This is a genomic window from Candidatus Binatia bacterium, from assembly GCA_029243485.1.
Lineage (GTDB): Bacteria > Desulfobacterota > Binatia > UBA12015 > UBA12015 > VGTG01.
In genome coordinates this window covers 242,037-259,283 of the sequence record JAQWRY010000088.1, presented here as the reverse complement: position 1 = coordinate 259,283, position 17,247 = coordinate 242,037, and the positions used below count along the sequence as shown (strand labels likewise).

Here is a 17,247-nt window from a genome sequence, read left to right as displayed (position 1 = left end):
TAGCAGAGACCCCCACGTTGACCGAAACGACGCCGTTCGGTTAGCTCGCTCCATGATCGAATGGAGTGAGCAGCACGAGGCGATGCGCGACGCGTTCAAGAAGTTCGTCGAGGCGGAGATCAAGCCGAATCTCGAGGAGCTCGAGCACGGCGACACGCCGCCCTACGCCGTCCTGCGCAAGATGTTCGATACGTTCGGGATCGGCGCCATGCAGGCCGATCGCTTCAAACGCCAGCTCGAGCGCGAGAGGGCGAAAGCGAACGGAACCGCTGACGAGTCTGCGGACAAGGGCTCGAAGGAGAAGCGGGGCGTTTCCATCGAAGCCGCGGCCGACGCCGCAGCCATGCAGCTCATCCCGATCATCGAGTTGTGCCACTACTGCCCCGGGCTGATCACGGCCATGGGCGTCAGCGTGGCGCTCACCGGGGGCGCCATCCGCTCGAAGGGAACGATCGCCCAGAAGGAGAAGTTCGTTCCGCCGCTCCTAACGATGGAGAAAATCGGGGCATGGGCCATCACAGAGCCCGGTTCGGGCTCCGATGCCTTCGGCAGCATGAAGTCGTCCGCCCGCCGCGACGGCGACGACTACGTTCTGAACGGCTCCAAGACCTTCATCACCAACGGCCCCTACGCCGACACCATCGTGTTCATCTGCAAGCTCGACGAGGGGAACGAGCCTCGCGAGCGAAAGGTCCTGAGCTTCATTCTCGACAAGGGAACGCCCGGCCTCACGCAGTCCAAGCCCCTGCGCAAGATGGGTCTCCACTCCTCCCCGACGGGCGAGCTCTTCTTGGAAGACGTCCGCGTGGGCAGGGACCGCTTGATCGGCGAGACCGAAGAAGGACCCGCCCGTTCCGGCGCGAAGGATACCTTCGGAACCGAGCGCATCGGCGTCGTCGCCATGGCCCTCGGCATCATCGAGCAGTGCCTCTCGCTCTCTCTCGAGTACGCGCGAACGCGCGTGCAGTTCGGAAAGCCGATCGGTGAGTTCCAGCTGATCCAGGCCAAGCTCGCCGAGATGGAAGTCGCGCGCATGAATCTGCAAAACATCGTGTTCCAGCAGATCGAGCGCGCCTCGCTCGGCAAGAACTTCACCCTTGCCGAAGCATCCGCCGGAAAGCTCTACGCCGCACGTGCAGCGATGAGCGTGTCCCTCGAGGCCGTCCAGCTCTTCGGCGGGAACGGATACATGGCGGAGTTCCAGGTCGAACAGTTGTGTCGCGATGCGAAGGTGCTGCAGATCTATGCCGGCACCGACGAGATCCAGATCTCCCAGATCGCACGCAGCCTGCTCGGCAACGGCGCAGCGTAAACCCCATCGCGTTCGACGTCCGCGGATCCACATTTGTGGAACGCGCGCGAGGGGCTCGTGTCACTGGGCGGCGACGTTCGTCGCCCGCAAGTGACAGAATCCTCCCGTAAATCTCACTCTGTGATCCACCTGCGACCGAAAAGTGCCCAAATCAGGAAGATTCTTGCGCAAGCGCCTCCCTGCACTGCCTTGGCACTCGCGTTGCGATGAGTGTGTGCAGATCGAATGCGAACAGCAGAACAAACGTCAGAAACGCAAACGGTCGGAATAGGAGAGTGAGAGAGAGATGGCTACTACAGTTCAAACGATGACCGGTTCCGAAGTCAAAACCCTTCGCGTCAACCTGAGCATGACTCAGGAGGACCTGGCCCACGAGCTCGGCGTCACCGTGTCCACGGTGAACCGCTGGGAGAACGGGCACACCCGTCCGAGTCGCCTTGCGACCGCAGGTCTCGACCGACTCACAGCGGAGCGATCGGTGACACCCCCCCCTTTTGAGAGCGCCCCTGAGCCCGCAGCACAATCCGCCCATCGGATGTGAAAGGGTCGCTCCCCGAGCGGGACGGAACAATGAAAACGTACGAGGCGCCCGACGCAGACCGAATTTTAGACTTGCGCTGGCGCCTCGGAATGACGCAAGAAGAGCTCGCCCGCCGACTCGGCACGACGGTCTGCACCGTGGACCAATGGGAGCATGGTTATTCCCGGCCGGGCGATGCGGAGCGGGCTCTTCTCGATGATGCCCTCGAGTCGAGCGAGCCGTCCTAGGCGCGCCCGGCTCGAATGTTCAGAACCTGCGCGATGCAGCCCGTCAATCGGCGGGCCGTCTTCAAGTCCAGGAATTCGTTCGGGCCGTGAGCATTGGAGCCCGGCCCGAGCACGCCCGTGATGACGAACTGAGCCTCTGGGAAGCGCTCCCCGAGCATGCCCATGAACGGGATCGAGCCGCCCTCGCCCATCGCGACCGCCGGCGGGCCGAACCATTCCTTCGACGCTTCGTCGAGGGCTCCTTCGAGCCACGCCGCCATGGGCGGCGCGTTCCAGCCGGTCTGGCCCCCACCGCCGGCTTTGACCTTCGCTCCGTGCGGCGGGTTGTCTTCCAGGACCTTCCGAATTGCCTTGGCCGCTTCTCCGGCCTTGATCGTCGGCGGCAGGCGTAGCGCGAAACGCAACGTCGTCGCCGGTCGCAGCACGTTGCCGGCGTGTGCCAGGTCGGGGATCCCCTCGGCCGCCGTGATCTCGAGCGCCGAGCGCCACGTCCGGTTCAGTGCGAGTTCCACCGGGTTCGTAATTGCGGGACCCGCGTCCCCCAGGAACGGGAACTTGTCGAAGACCGCCGTGCCCAGAACCTCGGCGGCCCGCTCGGCCTGACCGCGCCGGTCCGCCGGGATCTCGACCTTGAGTTCGTCGAGGGTGATCTCGCCTGTCGCAGGGTCCTCGATCCGGGACAACAACTGCCTCGCGACGCGAAAGCTCGAAGGTACGATGCCGCCGGCATCGCCGCTGTGAACACCTTCGCGTAGGATCTCGACCTTGAGATCCCCGATGACGATTCCCCGCAGAGACGTCGTGCACCACAGGCGGTCATAATCGCCGCAGCCCGAGTCGAGACAGACGACCAGATCGGGCGAACCGATCCGATCCTTCAGGTGCTCGATGTACGGCGCCAGGTCGTGGCTTCCGCTTTCCTCGCAGCATTCGATGAGAACGACGCAGCGCGGATGTTCGGCGCCCTGCTCCTCCAGTGCCTTGATCGCGGCGAGCGATGCGAAGAGAGCGTAGCCATCGTCGGCGGCACCGCGGCCGTAGAGCTTGTCGTCTCTCACGACGGGCGTCCAGGGTCCGAGACCGTCTTCCCAGCCGGTCATCTCGGGCTGCTTGTCGAGATGGCCGTAGAGGAGAACCGTGCCGTCGGTCGTTCCCGGCACTTCGACGAGGATGACGGGCGTGCGCTTGTCGAGCCGCACGACCTCGAGCTTTGCGTTTTTGGGCAAGTGCTCGCGGGCCCAGCTTTCGGCGAGAGCGACGGCCTTGTCCATGTGACCGTTCGCGGACCAGTCCTTGTCGAAGGCGGGGGACTTGTTGGGGATGCGGACGTAGTCGATCAGAGTCGGGAGGATGGAGTCCTTCCAGAGGGTGTCGATGAAGGACTTTGCGCGGGTCGGGTCGAAGGGCATTGGGGTGGGGTAGCTGTGTGAGACGACAGCGCCAAGCCATGGCGGAGGCGCCATCCGCTGTAGACGCGGGCGTGCATTCCGCGGCATGCACACCTGGGCTACTTACTTGACGGAGATTTCACCCATGAAGGCGACACTCGCACTATCGTTCACCCTGCTCGCGCTCCTCGGCCCAAGCTCGGTGTCTGCCTCGAGCCACAGGGAGATGTCACGGGTCGAGATCCAGCTCGACATGAAAGCTCTGCCGCCCGCGGACCTTGGACGAACGAACGATCGACTCCGGGCGATCGAGGAATCGATCAGGGGGCCGGTGCCCCTCTTCCGATCTTTCGACCCACGAGACTCCCTAGCCGAAACGCTGAACGTTCTCGTGGACCACGGCGTCGTCCTCGACGCGTCGGCCGTAGTCAACTTCGACGGCCTCGAGGCCTGGGCGCCTTCCGGGAATCGACCGAAGATTGCCGCACTGCCCTTCGTTCGACGGATCCTCACCCCGATCGAACCCGTCCCCGCCGGGCTCTTTGACAGCGAGGGCATTGAGCTCACACGAGCCGACCTTGCACACTTCGCCGGCGAGACCGGTAGTGGTGTCACCGTCGCCATCATCGACAAGGACTACGAGAGTCTGGCCAACACGATCGCGGATCCGAACGACGAGCTCTACGCGATTCCCGTCGGTGACATGTTCGAGCAGCTCTCTTCCGGCAGCTCCACCTTCATCAATGCGCCTCTCGACGGAAAGGGCTCTCGGGAGCACGGAACGGCATCCGCCGAGGTGATCTACGAGATGGCCCCCGGCGCGACGATCAAGCTCTACCGCGTAAAGAGCGTGAGCGGCATCGAGCATGCGATCCGACACGCAGCGGACCAGGGCATTGACGTCATCCACGTCCCGCTGACGCACATCGAAACGATGGCCGACCCAGTCGGGTTGGGTGCCGGAGGCACGAACCGTTTTACGGACGACATCGACTACGCGGTCGCAGCGGGCAGCGTCGTCATCGTCGCCGCAGGAAACGAGGCGGTGCGCCACGTCAGGAACCAGTACGAGCCTTGCGTGGCCTGCGTGAGCGGCGGCCCGGACTACATCTGCAACGACGCCAACGACGACAGCGAATACCATACCTTCGACGACATCTTTCGCGTTGCCTTGAACGAGCTCTGGTTCGACTTCGATCACTTCGACGCCGAGAGTCTCGAAGTCACGTGCTGGAGCGCAATCGAGGAGGGCTTCGACGAGAGCAAGTTCAAGGTGCGTCTCGTCAGCTGGAACGACGGATCGCCGCACGACGACCCGATCTGCCCTGGTGACTCAGGGGTCGTACCGGTCTCGGGCACGGAGAGGAACCTCGGCGGCTTCTTCCAGAAGACGGTGAACCTCTTCGATGCCGACTTCGACGAGAACTACTACTTCCTCTCGGTTCGATACACCGCTCCCACACCGCTCCCCGTGTGGCCCGAGTTCCGTATCGCGTGCGGGCTCGGCGTCGAGGAGACCCTGGTCCACAACTCCGCGGGAAGCCTGTCTGACCTGGCCGTGGTCGCCAGCGCGCTCACGGTCTCGGAGATCGATTCCTTCTTCGAGGACGAAGTGAGCGAGCCCAGCTCGCACGGCCCCGCCGGATCCGGCGGGCTCAAGCCGGACATCGCCGGACCGGGGATCGTCGAGAACTACGCCGTCACCGACTTCGATTTCGTCCTCGACTGGACGTTCAACGGGACCTCGGCGGCCTCCGCCCATGTCGGAGGCATCGTCGCTCTTACACAGAGCTACCTCGCGAGCCACTGACTACCCCAGCTGACACCGTCCGAAATGAAACAGCGGCTCATCGACAACGCGATAGACGCGGACGATCCGGGGCCAGACACTCTATCCGGCGCGGGCCTGGTCCAGGTGCCGAGCTTCGTCTCCGCGCCCCTTGGAAGCTGCGGTAACGGCGTCCTGGACGCGGGCGAGTCCTGCGATGATGGGAACACGACGAATGGTGACTGCTGTTCTTCCACCTGCGCCAGCCTGGCCACCACCGGCTCGATCTGCCGTGCCACCCAGGGCGTCTGCGACGCAGCCGAAACCTGCGACGGCATCTCGGCCGCCTGCCCGGTCGACCTGAAGAGCAGTGGGACTTGTCGTCCGTCCACCGGGACGTGTGATCCAGAAGAAATCTGTGACGGCTTCAGCGACGCCTGCCCTGCAGACGAATTGTTTCCTGCCGGCACCGTGTGTCGCGCGGGCGCCGGTGCATGCGACCCCGAAGAAGCGTGCGATGGCTCTACGACAGCGTGTCCTGCGGACGTAGGACAACCCGACGGTGACGGGGACGGGGCGTGCGACGAAGCGGACCTCTGCCCACAAGATGCCGACGCCGGACAGGAGGACACCGACGGCGACGGACTCGGCGACGCTTGTGACGCGTGCAATGCCGGCCCCTCGGTCGAGAACGCGATCCTGAAGCTTTCCAAGTACGCGACCGGGCCGGGAGATGACCGCTTCAAGCTCACCGGAATCCTCTCGTTCGCGTCCGCACCGGCGTTCGACCCGGTCGCAACCGGAATCCGGATCGTCGTGCACGACGCCGACCGTAACCGCGTCCTCGACACCCACGTTCCTGGGGGCGCCTACGACAAGGCGACGCCCACCGGTTCACGATCCGTCTTCCGATCTGCAGGCCTGGTCGGGGGGTTCGTGAACCGCGTGAGAATCCAGACGACCGCCGCCGGGGCCGACGTCTACAAAGTCGTTGTCACGGGCAGTCGAGGCGGCTTCGCCGCGATCCCGCCGGTGCTCCCGCTCCGCGCAGCGATCGCGCTCACACCACCGGTGGCGTCGGCCGGTATCTGCGGCGAGGCCGTGTTCGACCCGGACGACTGCGAGATGGGGACCACCGGGAACACCGCGCGTTGCAGATAGCGTCACCCCGCGTGCCAGAACGGTACCGCCCTGTTCCTGAACGGCACAAAACTCATCGATGCCCCTATAGGTGGGGGTAAAATCTGCCGCTACCTCCTCCGGACGAAGAGGAGTTTGCGGATGATCGTGCCCAAAAATCAGGCAATCGCTACGGCGTGCAAGGCACGTCTCAGCCCTCGGGACGACGCGTCCGCAAGCGCCGGAGAGGTAGGCGGAACGGGGCTGATTTCGTTGACACGCCGAGCCATTATCCGCTTTGGTTGCTCTGCCGTCGGACGGGCCTGATGCAGGTCGAATGGCGGCGTGGGGACTGGGGGGAGGGAGGCGGTGGAGTTCTGCGGCGCCACGAGAAACTGCTCTTGAAAACGGGGCTGTTTGGGATGGGAGATGGAGGGGGACGCATGGCGGGAAGTTCACGCCTTCGCAGGCTGAGTCGACTTGCCCGTGTCGGTGCCGATGCCGTCGTGCTCTCGGCTGCCCTCTGGCTCGCGTTCTTGCTCCGCTTCGAGGGCGACATCCCTCACGAGTACGTCAAGAGACTCTTCTTCCTCTGGCCGTACGTCGTCGGACTCCAACTGATCTGCCTCCAAGCCGTAGGCGCGCCCGACTTCGCCTGGCGTTACATCGGACTCCGCGAGGCGTCGCGTCTCCTGTACGCGACCGGCGGTGCGGCAACCGTTCTCCTGTCGATGAGACTCGTCGGCGAGATGCTCCTGCCAATGTCGGCCTACGTGATGTACGCGATCCTGCCGGTCGGGGTGATCCTGATCGACCTGATGGTCGCATTCCTCGGCGTCGCCGGAACGCGTGCGGTGTGGCGGTCACTCATCGAACGAGCCGGCGCAGCCGGGGAACGAGCCGACGCCGGCCCGGAGAAGCGAACCCTCCTCGTCGGAGCCGGCCAAGTCGGCCTGTGGATGGCGAAAGAGATCGAGCGTCGACCAGGCCTCGGGATCCATGCCGTCGGCTTCGTCGACGACACGGGCGGCAAAACCGGACAGCTCATCCACGGGCTGCGGGTACTCGGCACGCCGGCAGACATCCCGGCGCTAGGTCTCAAGCATCGAATTGATCAGGCCCTGATCACGGTTTCCGAACCTCCGGGTTCCCTGGTCCGGCGCGTGCATGAACGATGCAAGTCCGCCGGCATCGAAACCAAGGTCGCACAGGGACTCCACGAAACCGCGGGACAACTGGGCTCCAGCAAGATCCGCCCGGTAACCATCGAGGACCTGCTCCGTCGAGACCCGGTACAACTCGACAGCCCGCACGTTCAGTCCACAATCCACGATAGCTGTGTGATGATCACGGGCGCCGGCGGCAGCATCGGGCTCGGCCTATGCGAGCAAACGTTGCTCTACTCGCCACGTAGGCTCCTGCTCGTCGAACGGGCGGAAGGCAATCTCTTCCAGGCCCACCAACACCTGCTCGCCAAGTTCCCGGACCATGCAGATCGGATCCACCCACTCATTGCCGACATCGGCGACGAGGCGCGCCTGGATGAGATCTTCACTCGATACAAGCCCTCGCTCGTCCTACATGCGGCGGCGCACAAGCATGTACCGATGATGGAATGGAACGTCGGCGAGGCCATCAAGAACAATATCATCGGAACCCGAGCACTCGCCGACGCCGCCCAACGTCACGACGTCGATCGTTTCGTGATGGTGTCGACCGACAAGGCAGTAAACCCTTCGTCGGTCATGGGGTGCACCAAGCGGCTCGCCGAGATGTACGTGCAGGCCCTCTCACAGGAGAGCAAGACCCGCTTCGTCACGGTTCGCTTCGGCAACGTTCTCGGCTCGACCGGGAGCGTCGTTCCGATCTTCCAGAAGCAGATTCAAGAAGGCGGACCCGTCGTGGTTACGCACCCCGACATGAAGCGGTACTTCATGACGGTGCCCGAGGCCTGCCAACTCGTCCTCGAGGCCAGCAGCATCGGGAAGGGCGGCGAGATCTTCATCCTGGACATGGGCGAGCCCGTGAGGATCGTCGACCTCGCGAAAGATCTGATCCGTCTCTCCGGACTCAAACCGGAGCAAGACATCGCCATCGAGTTCAGCGGCACTCGACCCGGCGAGAAACTGTACGAAGAACTGTCGGTCTCAGAAGAGGTGGCGGACAAGACCCGCCATCCGAAGATCTTCATCGGACACTTCCGACCCGCCGACCGGTCGCAACTCAACGCGGCCCTGAACAGCCTGGAGTCGGACTGCCGGTCGGCCGAAGAGATCGACCTCCTGGATCGACTCGCAAGCCTCGTCCCGGAATTCTCACCCGACCTGGGCGATGATGAGGCGAGCGAAAATCTGGCCCAACTACGGGCTGCCGGGCGTTAGCCGGCCGTCTTTCGAACGGAGGCGACTCCGGCGCGATGCCGGCCCGCCTCACAGCAAAGCAGCAAGGGGACGAAACTGGTCCAAGTCAAAGACACGAGCTGGTCGGAGGTCACCGAGGTCACGGGGACTCAGGTTTCCGCCGAGCAGCTCTCCCGATTCGCACAGCGCTACGGCTGGGCGGCGAGCCGCTGCCGTGGGCGCGACGTGCTCGAGGTCGCGTGCGGCTCTGGACAGGGACTCTCCGCGCTCGCAGGGGCGGCGCGTTCCGTCCTTGCGTGCGATCTCGATCCCGACCTCGCAACGAAGGCAGCCTCGGCCGCCTCCGGCGCGGTCCCCGTATTGGTCGGCCCGGCCGATGCCCTGCCCTGCCGTTCGGCATCCGTGGACGTGGTCATCCTCTTCGAAGCGATCTACTACCTGCCGGAGACCAGCGCGTTCTTCCGGGAAGCGCATCGCGTCCTTCGACCCGGCGGCGAACTTCTCATCTGCACCGCGAACCCGAGCCTTTGGGATTTCGTGTCCAGCCCCCGATCGCAGCGCTACTTCGGCGTCACAGAACTCGCCGCCGAGCTGCGGGCCTCGGGATTCGCACCGGAGTTCTTCGGCGGCGTCCCCGTAGGCAGTGTGTCCACCCGACAACGCATGCTCCGCCCGATGAAGGCCGCCGCGTCCAAACTCGGAGTGGTCCCTGGCTCGATGGCGGCAAAGCAGATTCTGAAACGATTCGTATTCGGCCAGCTGGTAGAGATGCCCGCCGACGTCGATCCGGCGATCGTGCCGTGGGACGAGCCCTCTACGATCCCCGAAAGCAACGACGATCACGACCACAAGGTCCTCTTCTGCGCGGCCCAGAAGCAGACGGGCGGCAACTAAGTGCAGATCCCGTTCTTCCCATATCCGCACGTCTTCACCGAGCACCGCGACGACGTCGAGGCAGCGATGAACCGCTGTCTCGAGCGGGGGGCCTTCATCCTCCAGGACGAACTCGAGGAGTTCGAACGAGCCGTGGGGAACCTGGCGGGCGTTGCACACGTCGTCGGGGTTGCGAACGGTACCGACTCGCTGATGCTCGCGCTGCGCGTCGCAAACGTCGGCTCCGGCGATGAAGTCATCATGGCTTCCCACACGTATGTCGCCACAGCCGCGGCGGCCCACTTCGTCGGCGCGAAGCCCGTACTCGTCGAATGCCGGGAAGACCGGCTCATCGATCCGGAAGCCGTAGAGGCCGCGGTCACCGACCGCACGCGCGTCCTCATGCCGACGCAACTCAACGGCCGCATCGCCGACATGGATGCCCTACAGGCCATCGCCGACCGCCACGGGCTCGTGATCATCGAAGACGCCGCACAGGCCCTCGGGGCCACCTATCGCGGGAAGAGCGCCGGAACGTTCGGCCTCGCCGGCTCGATCAGCCTGTACCCGGCCAAACTGCTGGGCAGCTTCGGCGATGGAGGTCTCCTCCTCACGGACTCGGCCGACGTCGCACGGAAGCTCCGCATGCTGCGCGATCACGGGCGAGACGACGAGGGTGAAGTCCAGATGTGGGGCGTGAACTCACGCCTCGACAACCTGCAGGCCGCGGTCCTCCTCCCCAAACTCCGCCACTATTCAGAGACCATCGCCCGCCGCCGTGAGATCGCCGCGATCTACGACGCCGGCCTGCGCGGGCTCGAGCAGATCGGCGTTCCCCCGGGCCCCAACAGCGACCCCGACCGGATGGACGTCTATCAGAATTACGAAATCGAAGCGGACCGACGAGACGAGCTTCGCGCGCACCTGCGCGAGCGCGGCGTGGGATCGATCATCCAATGGGGTGGCAAGCCACTCCATCGGCTGAACGGCCTCGGCCTGGCCTCGGATGCGCTTCCCTACACCGACCGGTTCTTCGAACGGTGCATGCTTCTCCCCATGAACACGGCCCTCACGGATGAGGAGCTCTCTTACATCATCGAGCAAATCGGCAGCTTCTACGGCTGAAGCCGCAGGACCGCAGAGGATCGCAACTATGCACGACGGAATGTCATCTCCCGCAGAGGAACTGGCGCGACTGGGCGCGAAACGCGCGAAAGGTCTGCCGGAGTCTTCAGACCCGGACTCGCTTGGCGCACTCGCGGATCCCGAGTACGGAAACGAGCCCTGCGACCTTTCGCTCCTGACGCGAGAGGAAGCCCAGCTCGCACTCGAACGAATGATCTTGATTCGCGCCGCCGAGGAGCAGGTGGCGGACGGCGTGAAGGACGGCTCGATCCGCTGCCCATGCCACCTCGCCATCGGCCAAGAGGCAACGGCGATGGGTGTCGCGCTGAACGTGAAGAAAGACGACCGCGTCTTCGGCGCTCACCGCTCCCATGCGCACTACCTCTCACTCGGCTGCGATCTCGACGCGCTCTTCGACGAGATCCACGGCCGTGAGTCGGGTTGCTCGCACGGCATGGGCGGATCGATGCACCTGCGCGACGTCGAAAACGGGCTCTACGGAACCGTGCCCATCGTCGCGGCCACCGTCCCGATCGCCTCCGGCTCCGCCCTCGCGGCGAAGATGGACGGCCGCGGCTCCGTCGCGATCTCCTACTTCGGCGACGGCGCGACAGAGGAAGGGGTCGTCCACGAGACGCTCAACCTCGCCTCGGTGATGGGCCTGCCCCTCCTCTTCGTCTGCGAGAACAACTTCTTTTCGAGCCATCTCCACATCCACGCACGGCAGCCGGCGGACTCGACCTGCCGATTTGCCGAGGCTCACGGCATCACCTGGTTCCGCGTCGACGGCAACGACCTCGCCGAGGTCAAGCGCGTCTCTGCGGAAGCCTTCGAGCTCGCGCGAACCAATCAACCGGTCTACCTCGAACTCGTCACGTACCGCTGGCGGGGTCACGTGGGTTACCGCGAGGATCTCGACGTCGGAGTGCGACGCGGCGGTGACGTCACGCTCTGGAAGCGACGCGATCCGATCCGTCGCCTCGCCAGCGCGATGGTGGCCGCAGACCGACTCAAACCGTCCGACCTCGACAGGATCTGTAACGAAACCAGACAGCGCGTCGCTGCCAGCTGGCAGCGCGCCTCGAAAGCACCCCACCCGGCCGAAGGCGAGCTCCTGGCCCGCGTGTGGTCTGCGAAAGACAGCCGCAAGGGAGCCAACTCGTGACGACCTACGCACATGCGATCCGCGAGGGCTTCGCGCACCTTCTGTCCACCGACGACAAGGTGTTCACCATCGGCCAGGGACTCTGGAGCCCCTGGTACGTCGGTGATTCGATGGCCCAGCTCGAGGTCGACTACGGAGTCGAGCGTGTCATCGACACTCCCGTGTCCGAGGCCGCGTGCACCGGCGCCGCGCTCGGCGCCGCAATCTCCGGCTACCGGCCGATCGTGATCCACCCCCGGGTGGACTTCGCGATCCTCGCCCTGGACCAGATCGTGAACCAGGCGGCGAAGTGGAACCACATGTTTGGCGGCGACGCGCCCGCGCCGCTCGTCGTTCGCGCGATCATCAATCGCGGAGGCGAGCAGGGTGCCCAGCACTCGCAGTCGCTCGCTTCCTGGTTCGCCCACATCCCCGGGCTGCGCGTGGTCATGCCGAGCACCGCCAAGGACGCTCGAGATCTTCTCGTCGCGGCGACGCAGTGCGACGACCCGGTGATCTATCTCGACGATCGCTGGCTGTACGAGCTCGACGAGGACCTCGGACCGGTCGATGAGACACCCCTGGCGGAACAAGGTGCGCGTCGAACCCGAGAAGGCAGCGACGTTACGCTGGTCGGATACAGCTACACGGCCCACCAATGTCGCCAGGCGGCCGAGAAGCTCGCCGAGCGAGGCATCCAGAGCGACGTCGTCGACCTCCGAGTGCTCAACCCGCTCGAGATGGACACCGTGCTCGAATCGGTAGCCAAGACGAAACGCCTCCTTGTCGTCGACGGAGATTGGGGCGCCTGCGGAATTGCCTCCGAGGTGATCGCACGCTGCGCTGAAGAAGGTGTCTTGGGCTCGGCAGCCCGACTCTGTCTTCCGCCCGCACCCGCGCCGACGAGTGGCGCTCTCGAGTCTGCCTACTACTCCGACGTCGACGACGTCGTAGGCCGCGCACAGGGGCTGTTGGGCCACTGATCGTCCGTTGGAATGCTGAAGCGCGCGACTGACACACTCGTAGCCCTCGTCGCTACTGCCATCACGATGCCGTTGATGGTCGTCGTCGCGGCGCTGATCTTTCTCGAGGACCGCCACTCGCCCTTTTACGTGGCGAACCGCGTCGGCCTTCGCGGCCGCCCCTTCCCTCTCCTCAAGTTCCGCTCGATGGTCGTCGACGCCGACAAGTCCGGCGTCGATTCGACCGGTGCATCCGACAGCAGGATTACGCGAACCGGCGGCATGATCCGCCGCTTCAAGCTCGACGAACTCCCTCAGTTCCTGAACGTGCTCGTTGGGCAGATGTCCCTCGTCGGGCCGCGGCCGAACGTCGCGAGTGAAGTCGCGCTGTACACCGAAGAGGAGCGACGCCTCCTCGAAGTCCGCCCGGGCATCACGGACCTGGCATCGATCGTATTCGCCGACGAAGGAGACATCCTCGACGGAGCCGACGACCCCGACCTCAAATACAACCAGGTGATCCGTCCCTGGAAGAGCCGACTCGGCCTTCTCTACGTCGAGCATTCCTCGCTCGCGCTCGACGCCCAGATCGTGCTCCTGACGGCACTCGCGCTCATCGGCCGTGAGCAGGCCCTCGCAGGCGTGGGCCAGGTGCTGTCGAGCCTTGGAGCCGCTCCGGAGCTGATCCGCATCGCGAAACGCGACGACGAGCTCCGCCCGTTCCCGCCACCGGGTGCCACGGAAGTGGTCGAGACGCGGCAGCTCGCGGACGCCTCATGAACGCCGCGGCCACTCGACAGGCGACAACCCAGGCCGAGCTCCCTCCGCCTGCGCCACAGGAGGGCCTGAAGCGGTCGCTCCTCATCACGACGATCGCCACGCAGCTCGTCGCCGCGACCATCTTCCTCAGCTACCGCGTCGTCGCGGAGAACTTCTCCGACGTGGGCTTCTTCGAATACAGCCTCGCCCGTCGGGCAACCGGCCCCGTCTGCTTGCTCGCAATGCTCGGCGTGCCGACCAGCCTGACACGCGAAGTTGCGCGGCGCCGAGCGGTTCATGAGCTCGACGAAATCCGCCGCGTCCTCTTTTCGGCCGCTGTCCCCGTCCTCGGCATCGGGCTCTTCACAGTCGCGATCGCGGCGACGGTCCCCGACGTCGTAGCGACCCTACTCTTCGGCGACGCGAAACTCGCCCACTTGGCGTTGCCAACGACCCTTTACGCCTTCGGGATGGCGCTCACCTACCTGTGGATCGCCTTCTGGAAGGGGCAGGAGAAATTCGAGATCGTGGGCGCGCTCTCACTCGGCCTGACGGGCTTGGTCCCCCTCGCGTGCCTCTTCCTGCCCGGCGCGGACATGGCGCTCGTGTTCTCCGCCGCCGGCGGGCTTCTCAGCCTCACCGCCCTCATAGGAATTGCCCGGACCCTTCGCGGTGGACGTGGCACGCTGCTGCAGCTGTGGTCGGGCCCACAGGCCGCCGCCCATCTGCGTTTCGGACTCTCGCGGCTGCCGGGCTCGATCGGGTTTTCGATCCTGCTCCTCATGCCCGGCTGGTGGGCCACACGGGGCGGCGACCTGAGCGGCGGGGGCGCCGCCGCGTTCGCCGTCACGATGCTGAATCTCGTGAGCACCGCACTGTCTCCTGTGTCGGTCGTCATGCTGCCGCGTGCCGCCTCCCTCACACGGACCGGCAAGGGCGCAGACATGCGCTCACTGTTGTGGCTCCAAATCGGCGGGATCATCGTCGGAGGGTTCATCGCCTCTGTGATCGCATTCGAATTCGCTGCACTGGCGGTTCGCTGGTGGCTCGGGATGGAGTCGACCGCCATCGAAACGGCACTCGCGTACACGGCGGTCGGCATCGTACCCTTCGCCCTCTTCCTCGCACTCCAGGGCTCGCTGGACGGCTTGTCCAGAATCCCCGTCAGCAGTGTGAACGTCGTGGCCGCCCTCATCGTCGTAGCCGTCGTCCTGCAAACCGGGAGCGCGGCACCGGAGGTTCTGGCCCTGCAGGCTCTCGTCATCGGTCTGGCCGTGCTGGCCGTTGGAACCGTCGGCGCCGCTCTCTGGCTCGTTCGAGAAGCCGCGCCCACCGCGACCGCGGAGGCGACACGATGAGCCGGCGACCTCTGCTCGCGAAGCTGGCACTGGCCGGCCTGTCGATCGCCTTGACAGTCGTTCTCCTCGAAGTCGTGGTGCGCGTCGTCGCTCCGCAGCCCATCGACTACTTCACCTACGAAAAGAACCCCGCACCCGGTTCCGAGATCGAGAAGTGGGGCGTTCCGATCCGATACAACTCGACCGGCCACCGCGACTCCGAGTACCCGAGAAGCAAGCCCGCCGACACCTATCGTATCGCACTCATCGGGGACTCGATCGAGTTCGGCACGGGCGTTCTCATGGCGGAATCCTACGGAAAAATCGTCGAACGAGAGCTCAACGCACGCGAGGAGTCTGCTCAGGACTTCGAGGTCTTGGTGTTCAGCCAGGGCGGCGACGAACCGAGCGGCTACCTCGAGATGATGCGCGACGAGGCCGTCCCCTTCTCCCCGGACCTCGTTCTGATCGGGCTCACCCTGAATGACTTCGAGCGCCCTACGTACATACCCACCACGCGGGAGTACCTGTATGCGCTGCTCGCGGAGGCGCACCAACAGCTTCGGGTTCGGTCGCACCTCTACTTCCTGCTCATCGAACGGTCTCGGGACTCCCTGTATCGCACCGGAGTCCTCGATCGCTCCGTGCGCCACAAGTATTTCCTCGATGGGCTCGAAACCAAAGGGCAAGCGTTCGAGTCCGCGTGGGCGTACACGCAGACCGTACTGGACGACATCATCGCGCAGGCGGAAGCGATGGGAGCCCGCGTCGGCTTCGTCGTGTTCCCGTATGAGATGCAGCTCTCGCAGGACCTCCTCGAGCTGTACCGCGACACCTACGGGTACGACATGTCCGAGCGAGTACTCGAGGCCCGACCCCAAGCCCTGCTCGCGAAATGGGCGCAAGAACGAAACGTAGCGTTCCTCGACTTCACGCCGATCTTCCGCGAAAACTCCGCGCAGGGACTCTACTTCCGCGAGTTCGGCGGGTCGCTCGACTACGTGCACCCGAACGCATCGGGGCATCGCCTGGCCGGAGAACAGCTGGTCGGGTGGCTGCGCGAACGGCGACTCGCGGGAGCGCAGTCCTGATGCAAGCCGCACGGCAGCTAGGCGCCGCGGCGACCGCCCCGCCTGCGAAGAAGCTGAAGGTGCTGATCTTCGAGCCCTACTTCTTCAAGGTGTACGGGAACACGCGATACCTCATCACCCTGTTTCAGCACGTGGACCGCGAGCGTTACGAGCCGGTCCTCGTCACCCCATTCGAAGACGAGTTCCTCGACCGGATTCGCGAACTCGGCGGCCGTTGCATCGTCGTCCCCGCCCCGGAGAGACTTCGACAGTACGGAGGCATGCTGACCGGTGGCGGCCCCGCGCAGCACGCGCTCACCGGGCTCTCGCTTCTTCGCTACACCGCGAAGCTCGCCGCCGTGATCAAGAAGGAATCCGCCGACCTGCTCCACTGCAACAACCTTCGGTCGCTCCTCACCATAGGACCGGCCGCGAAGCTGACCGGCCGGCCGTGTGTCTGGTACATCAAGGGCGACCTTGAGAGCCCGGCACTGGACCGACTCGGCTTCTCGCTGGCTCGGACGATCGTCTATCAGACCGAGACGAACAAGCGGCTCAAGTACCCGGATCTGGTCGAGAGCCACCACGAGAAGATCCGAATTCTCGCGAACGGCATCGACCTCGAAGAGATCGAGACCGCGGCAAAGCGAGACCACAGCGAGCTCGAGCAGGAGATCGGCCTCACGCCCGAGTCCTTCAACGTGGTCTACGTGGGCCAGATCTACCCCCTGAAAGGGCTCACGCACCTCATCGACGCGATGGCCCGCGTACAAGCCGTGCTACCGGACACCCACCTGTACCTCGTCGGCGATTCCGGAGTTTCGGCCTACAGCACGCATCAGGCCGAGCTCGAAGATCGCATCCGTGAACTCGGTGTGACGAACGTCCATTTCCTCGGATGGCGACGTGACGCACACGCGATCGCCTCGGTGATGGACCTCCTCGTTCTTCCGTCCCTCAGCGAGGGAGTTCCGAAGAGCGTGATGGAGGGGATGGCGCTCGGCAAGCCCGTGGTCGCCACCACGGTCGGGGGCACTGCAGAGATCGTCGCGCACGGAGAGACCGGCCTCCTCGTAGCACCGGGGGATGCGAACGGTCTCGCGTCCGCGATCAGCCTCATGGGTCAGAACCGAAACCAGAGAGAGCAATTTGGCGCCCGCGGCCGGACAGTCGCGCGAGCGCGCTTCGACATACAGCGAAACATCGCGGGCCTCGAGAGGCTCTGGGAACGAACCCGAAACCATGGAACGGAGGGATGCTGA

General features: G+C 64.8%; 15 protein-coding genes. 14 read left to right on the top strand and 1 reads right to left on the bottom strand.

Annotation, left to right across the window (positions count from 1 at the left end; translation table 11 throughout):
• Positions 1–52 precede the first annotated feature (52 nt).
• The 3 genes from P8R42_29585 (at position 53) to P8R42_29575 (ending at position 2,080) form a co-directional block, all read left to right on the top strand.
• Positions 53–1,312: an acyl-CoA dehydrogenase family protein gene (locus P8R42_29585; GenBank protein ID MDG2308753.1), complete on the top strand. Its 1,260-nt coding sequence runs from the start codon at positions 53–55 to the stop codon at positions 1,310–1,312.
• Between the two features lie 307 nt (positions 1,313–1,619).
• Positions 1,620–1,853: a helix-turn-helix transcriptional regulator gene (locus P8R42_29580; protein MDG2308752.1), complete on the top strand. Its 234-nt coding sequence runs from the start codon at positions 1,620–1,622 to the stop codon at positions 1,851–1,853.
• A gap of 29 nt (positions 1,854–1,882) precedes the next feature.
• On the top strand, positions 1,883–2,080 hold the full coding sequence (locus P8R42_29575) for a helix-turn-helix domain-containing protein (GenBank protein MDG2308751.1): 198 nt from the start codon (positions 1,883–1,885) through the stop codon (positions 2,078–2,080).
• Here the strand turns inward: P8R42_29575 and P8R42_29570 are convergent.
• Positions 2,077–3,489, bottom strand: a complete 1,413-nt coding sequence (locus P8R42_29570; GenBank protein MDG2308750.1) for a M20/M25/M40 family metallo-hydrolase — start codon at positions 3,487–3,489, stop codon at positions 2,077–2,079. The two genes, P8R42_29575 and P8R42_29570, sit on opposite strands and share 4 nt — an antisense overlap.
• 124 nt (positions 3,490–3,613) lie before the next feature.
• Here P8R42_29570 and P8R42_29565 point away from each other — a divergent pair, with 124 nt between their 5' ends.
• The 11 genes from P8R42_29565 (at position 3,614) to P8R42_29515 (ending at position 17,247) form a co-directional block, all read left to right on the top strand.
• Positions 3,614–5,278 (top strand): S8 family serine peptidase, encoded by a 1,665-nt coding sequence (locus P8R42_29565; GenBank protein ID MDG2308749.1) that lies wholly within the window; start codon positions 3,614–3,616, stop codon positions 5,276–5,278.
• 24 nt (positions 5,279–5,302) lie between these two features.
• Positions 5,303–6,397, top strand: coding sequence for a hypothetical protein (locus tag P8R42_29560; GenBank protein MDG2308748.1), 1,095 nt, complete (start codon positions 5,303–5,305; stop codon positions 6,395–6,397).
• A gap of 401 nt (positions 6,398–6,798) precedes the next feature.
• Positions 6,799–8,736: a nucleoside-diphosphate sugar epimerase/dehydratase gene (locus P8R42_29555; GenBank protein MDG2308747.1), complete on the top strand. Its 1,938-nt coding sequence runs from the start codon at positions 6,799–6,801 to the stop codon at positions 8,734–8,736.
• 75 nt (positions 8,737–8,811) lie between these two features.
• On the top strand, positions 8,812–9,609 hold the full coding sequence (locus tag P8R42_29550; GenBank protein MDG2308746.1) for a class I SAM-dependent methyltransferase: 798 nt from the start codon (positions 8,812–8,814) through the stop codon (positions 9,607–9,609).
• A complete protein-coding gene (locus P8R42_29545) occupies positions 9,610–10,713 on the top strand; it encodes a DegT/DnrJ/EryC1/StrS family aminotransferase (protein MDG2308745.1) in 1,104 nt (367 codons plus the stop codon).
• Positions 10,714–10,741: 28 nt separating this feature from the next.
• Positions 10,742–11,878, top strand: a complete 1,137-nt coding sequence (locus P8R42_29540; GenBank protein ID MDG2308744.1) for a thiamine pyrophosphate-dependent dehydrogenase E1 component subunit alpha — start codon at positions 10,742–10,744, stop codon at positions 11,876–11,878.
• Positions 11,875–12,840: a transketolase C-terminal domain-containing protein gene (locus tag P8R42_29535; protein ID MDG2308743.1), complete on the top strand. Its 966-nt coding sequence runs from the start codon at positions 11,875–11,877 to the stop codon at positions 12,838–12,840. The genes P8R42_29540 and P8R42_29535 overlap by 4 nt, the downstream gene beginning before the upstream one ends.
• 12 nt (positions 12,841–12,852) lie before the next feature.
• Positions 12,853–13,599, top strand: a complete 747-nt coding sequence (locus P8R42_29530; protein ID MDG2308742.1) for a sugar transferase — start codon at positions 12,853–12,855, stop codon at positions 13,597–13,599.
• On the top strand, positions 13,596–14,936 hold the full coding sequence (locus tag P8R42_29525) for a hypothetical protein (GenBank protein ID MDG2308741.1): 1,341 nt from the start codon (positions 13,596–13,598) through the stop codon (positions 14,934–14,936). The genes P8R42_29530 and P8R42_29525 overlap by 4 nt, the downstream gene beginning before the upstream one ends.
• Complete coding sequence (locus P8R42_29520) at positions 14,933–16,006, top strand: SGNH/GDSL hydrolase family protein (GenBank protein MDG2308740.1); 1,074 nt, start codon at positions 14,933–14,935, stop codon at positions 16,004–16,006. The genes P8R42_29525 and P8R42_29520 overlap by 4 nt, the downstream gene beginning before the upstream one ends.
• Positions 16,006–17,247, top strand: a complete 1,242-nt coding sequence (locus P8R42_29515) for a glycosyltransferase family 4 protein (GenBank protein ID MDG2308739.1) — start codon at positions 16,006–16,008, stop codon at positions 17,245–17,247. Before P8R42_29520 ends, P8R42_29515 begins: the two co-directional genes overlap by 1 nt.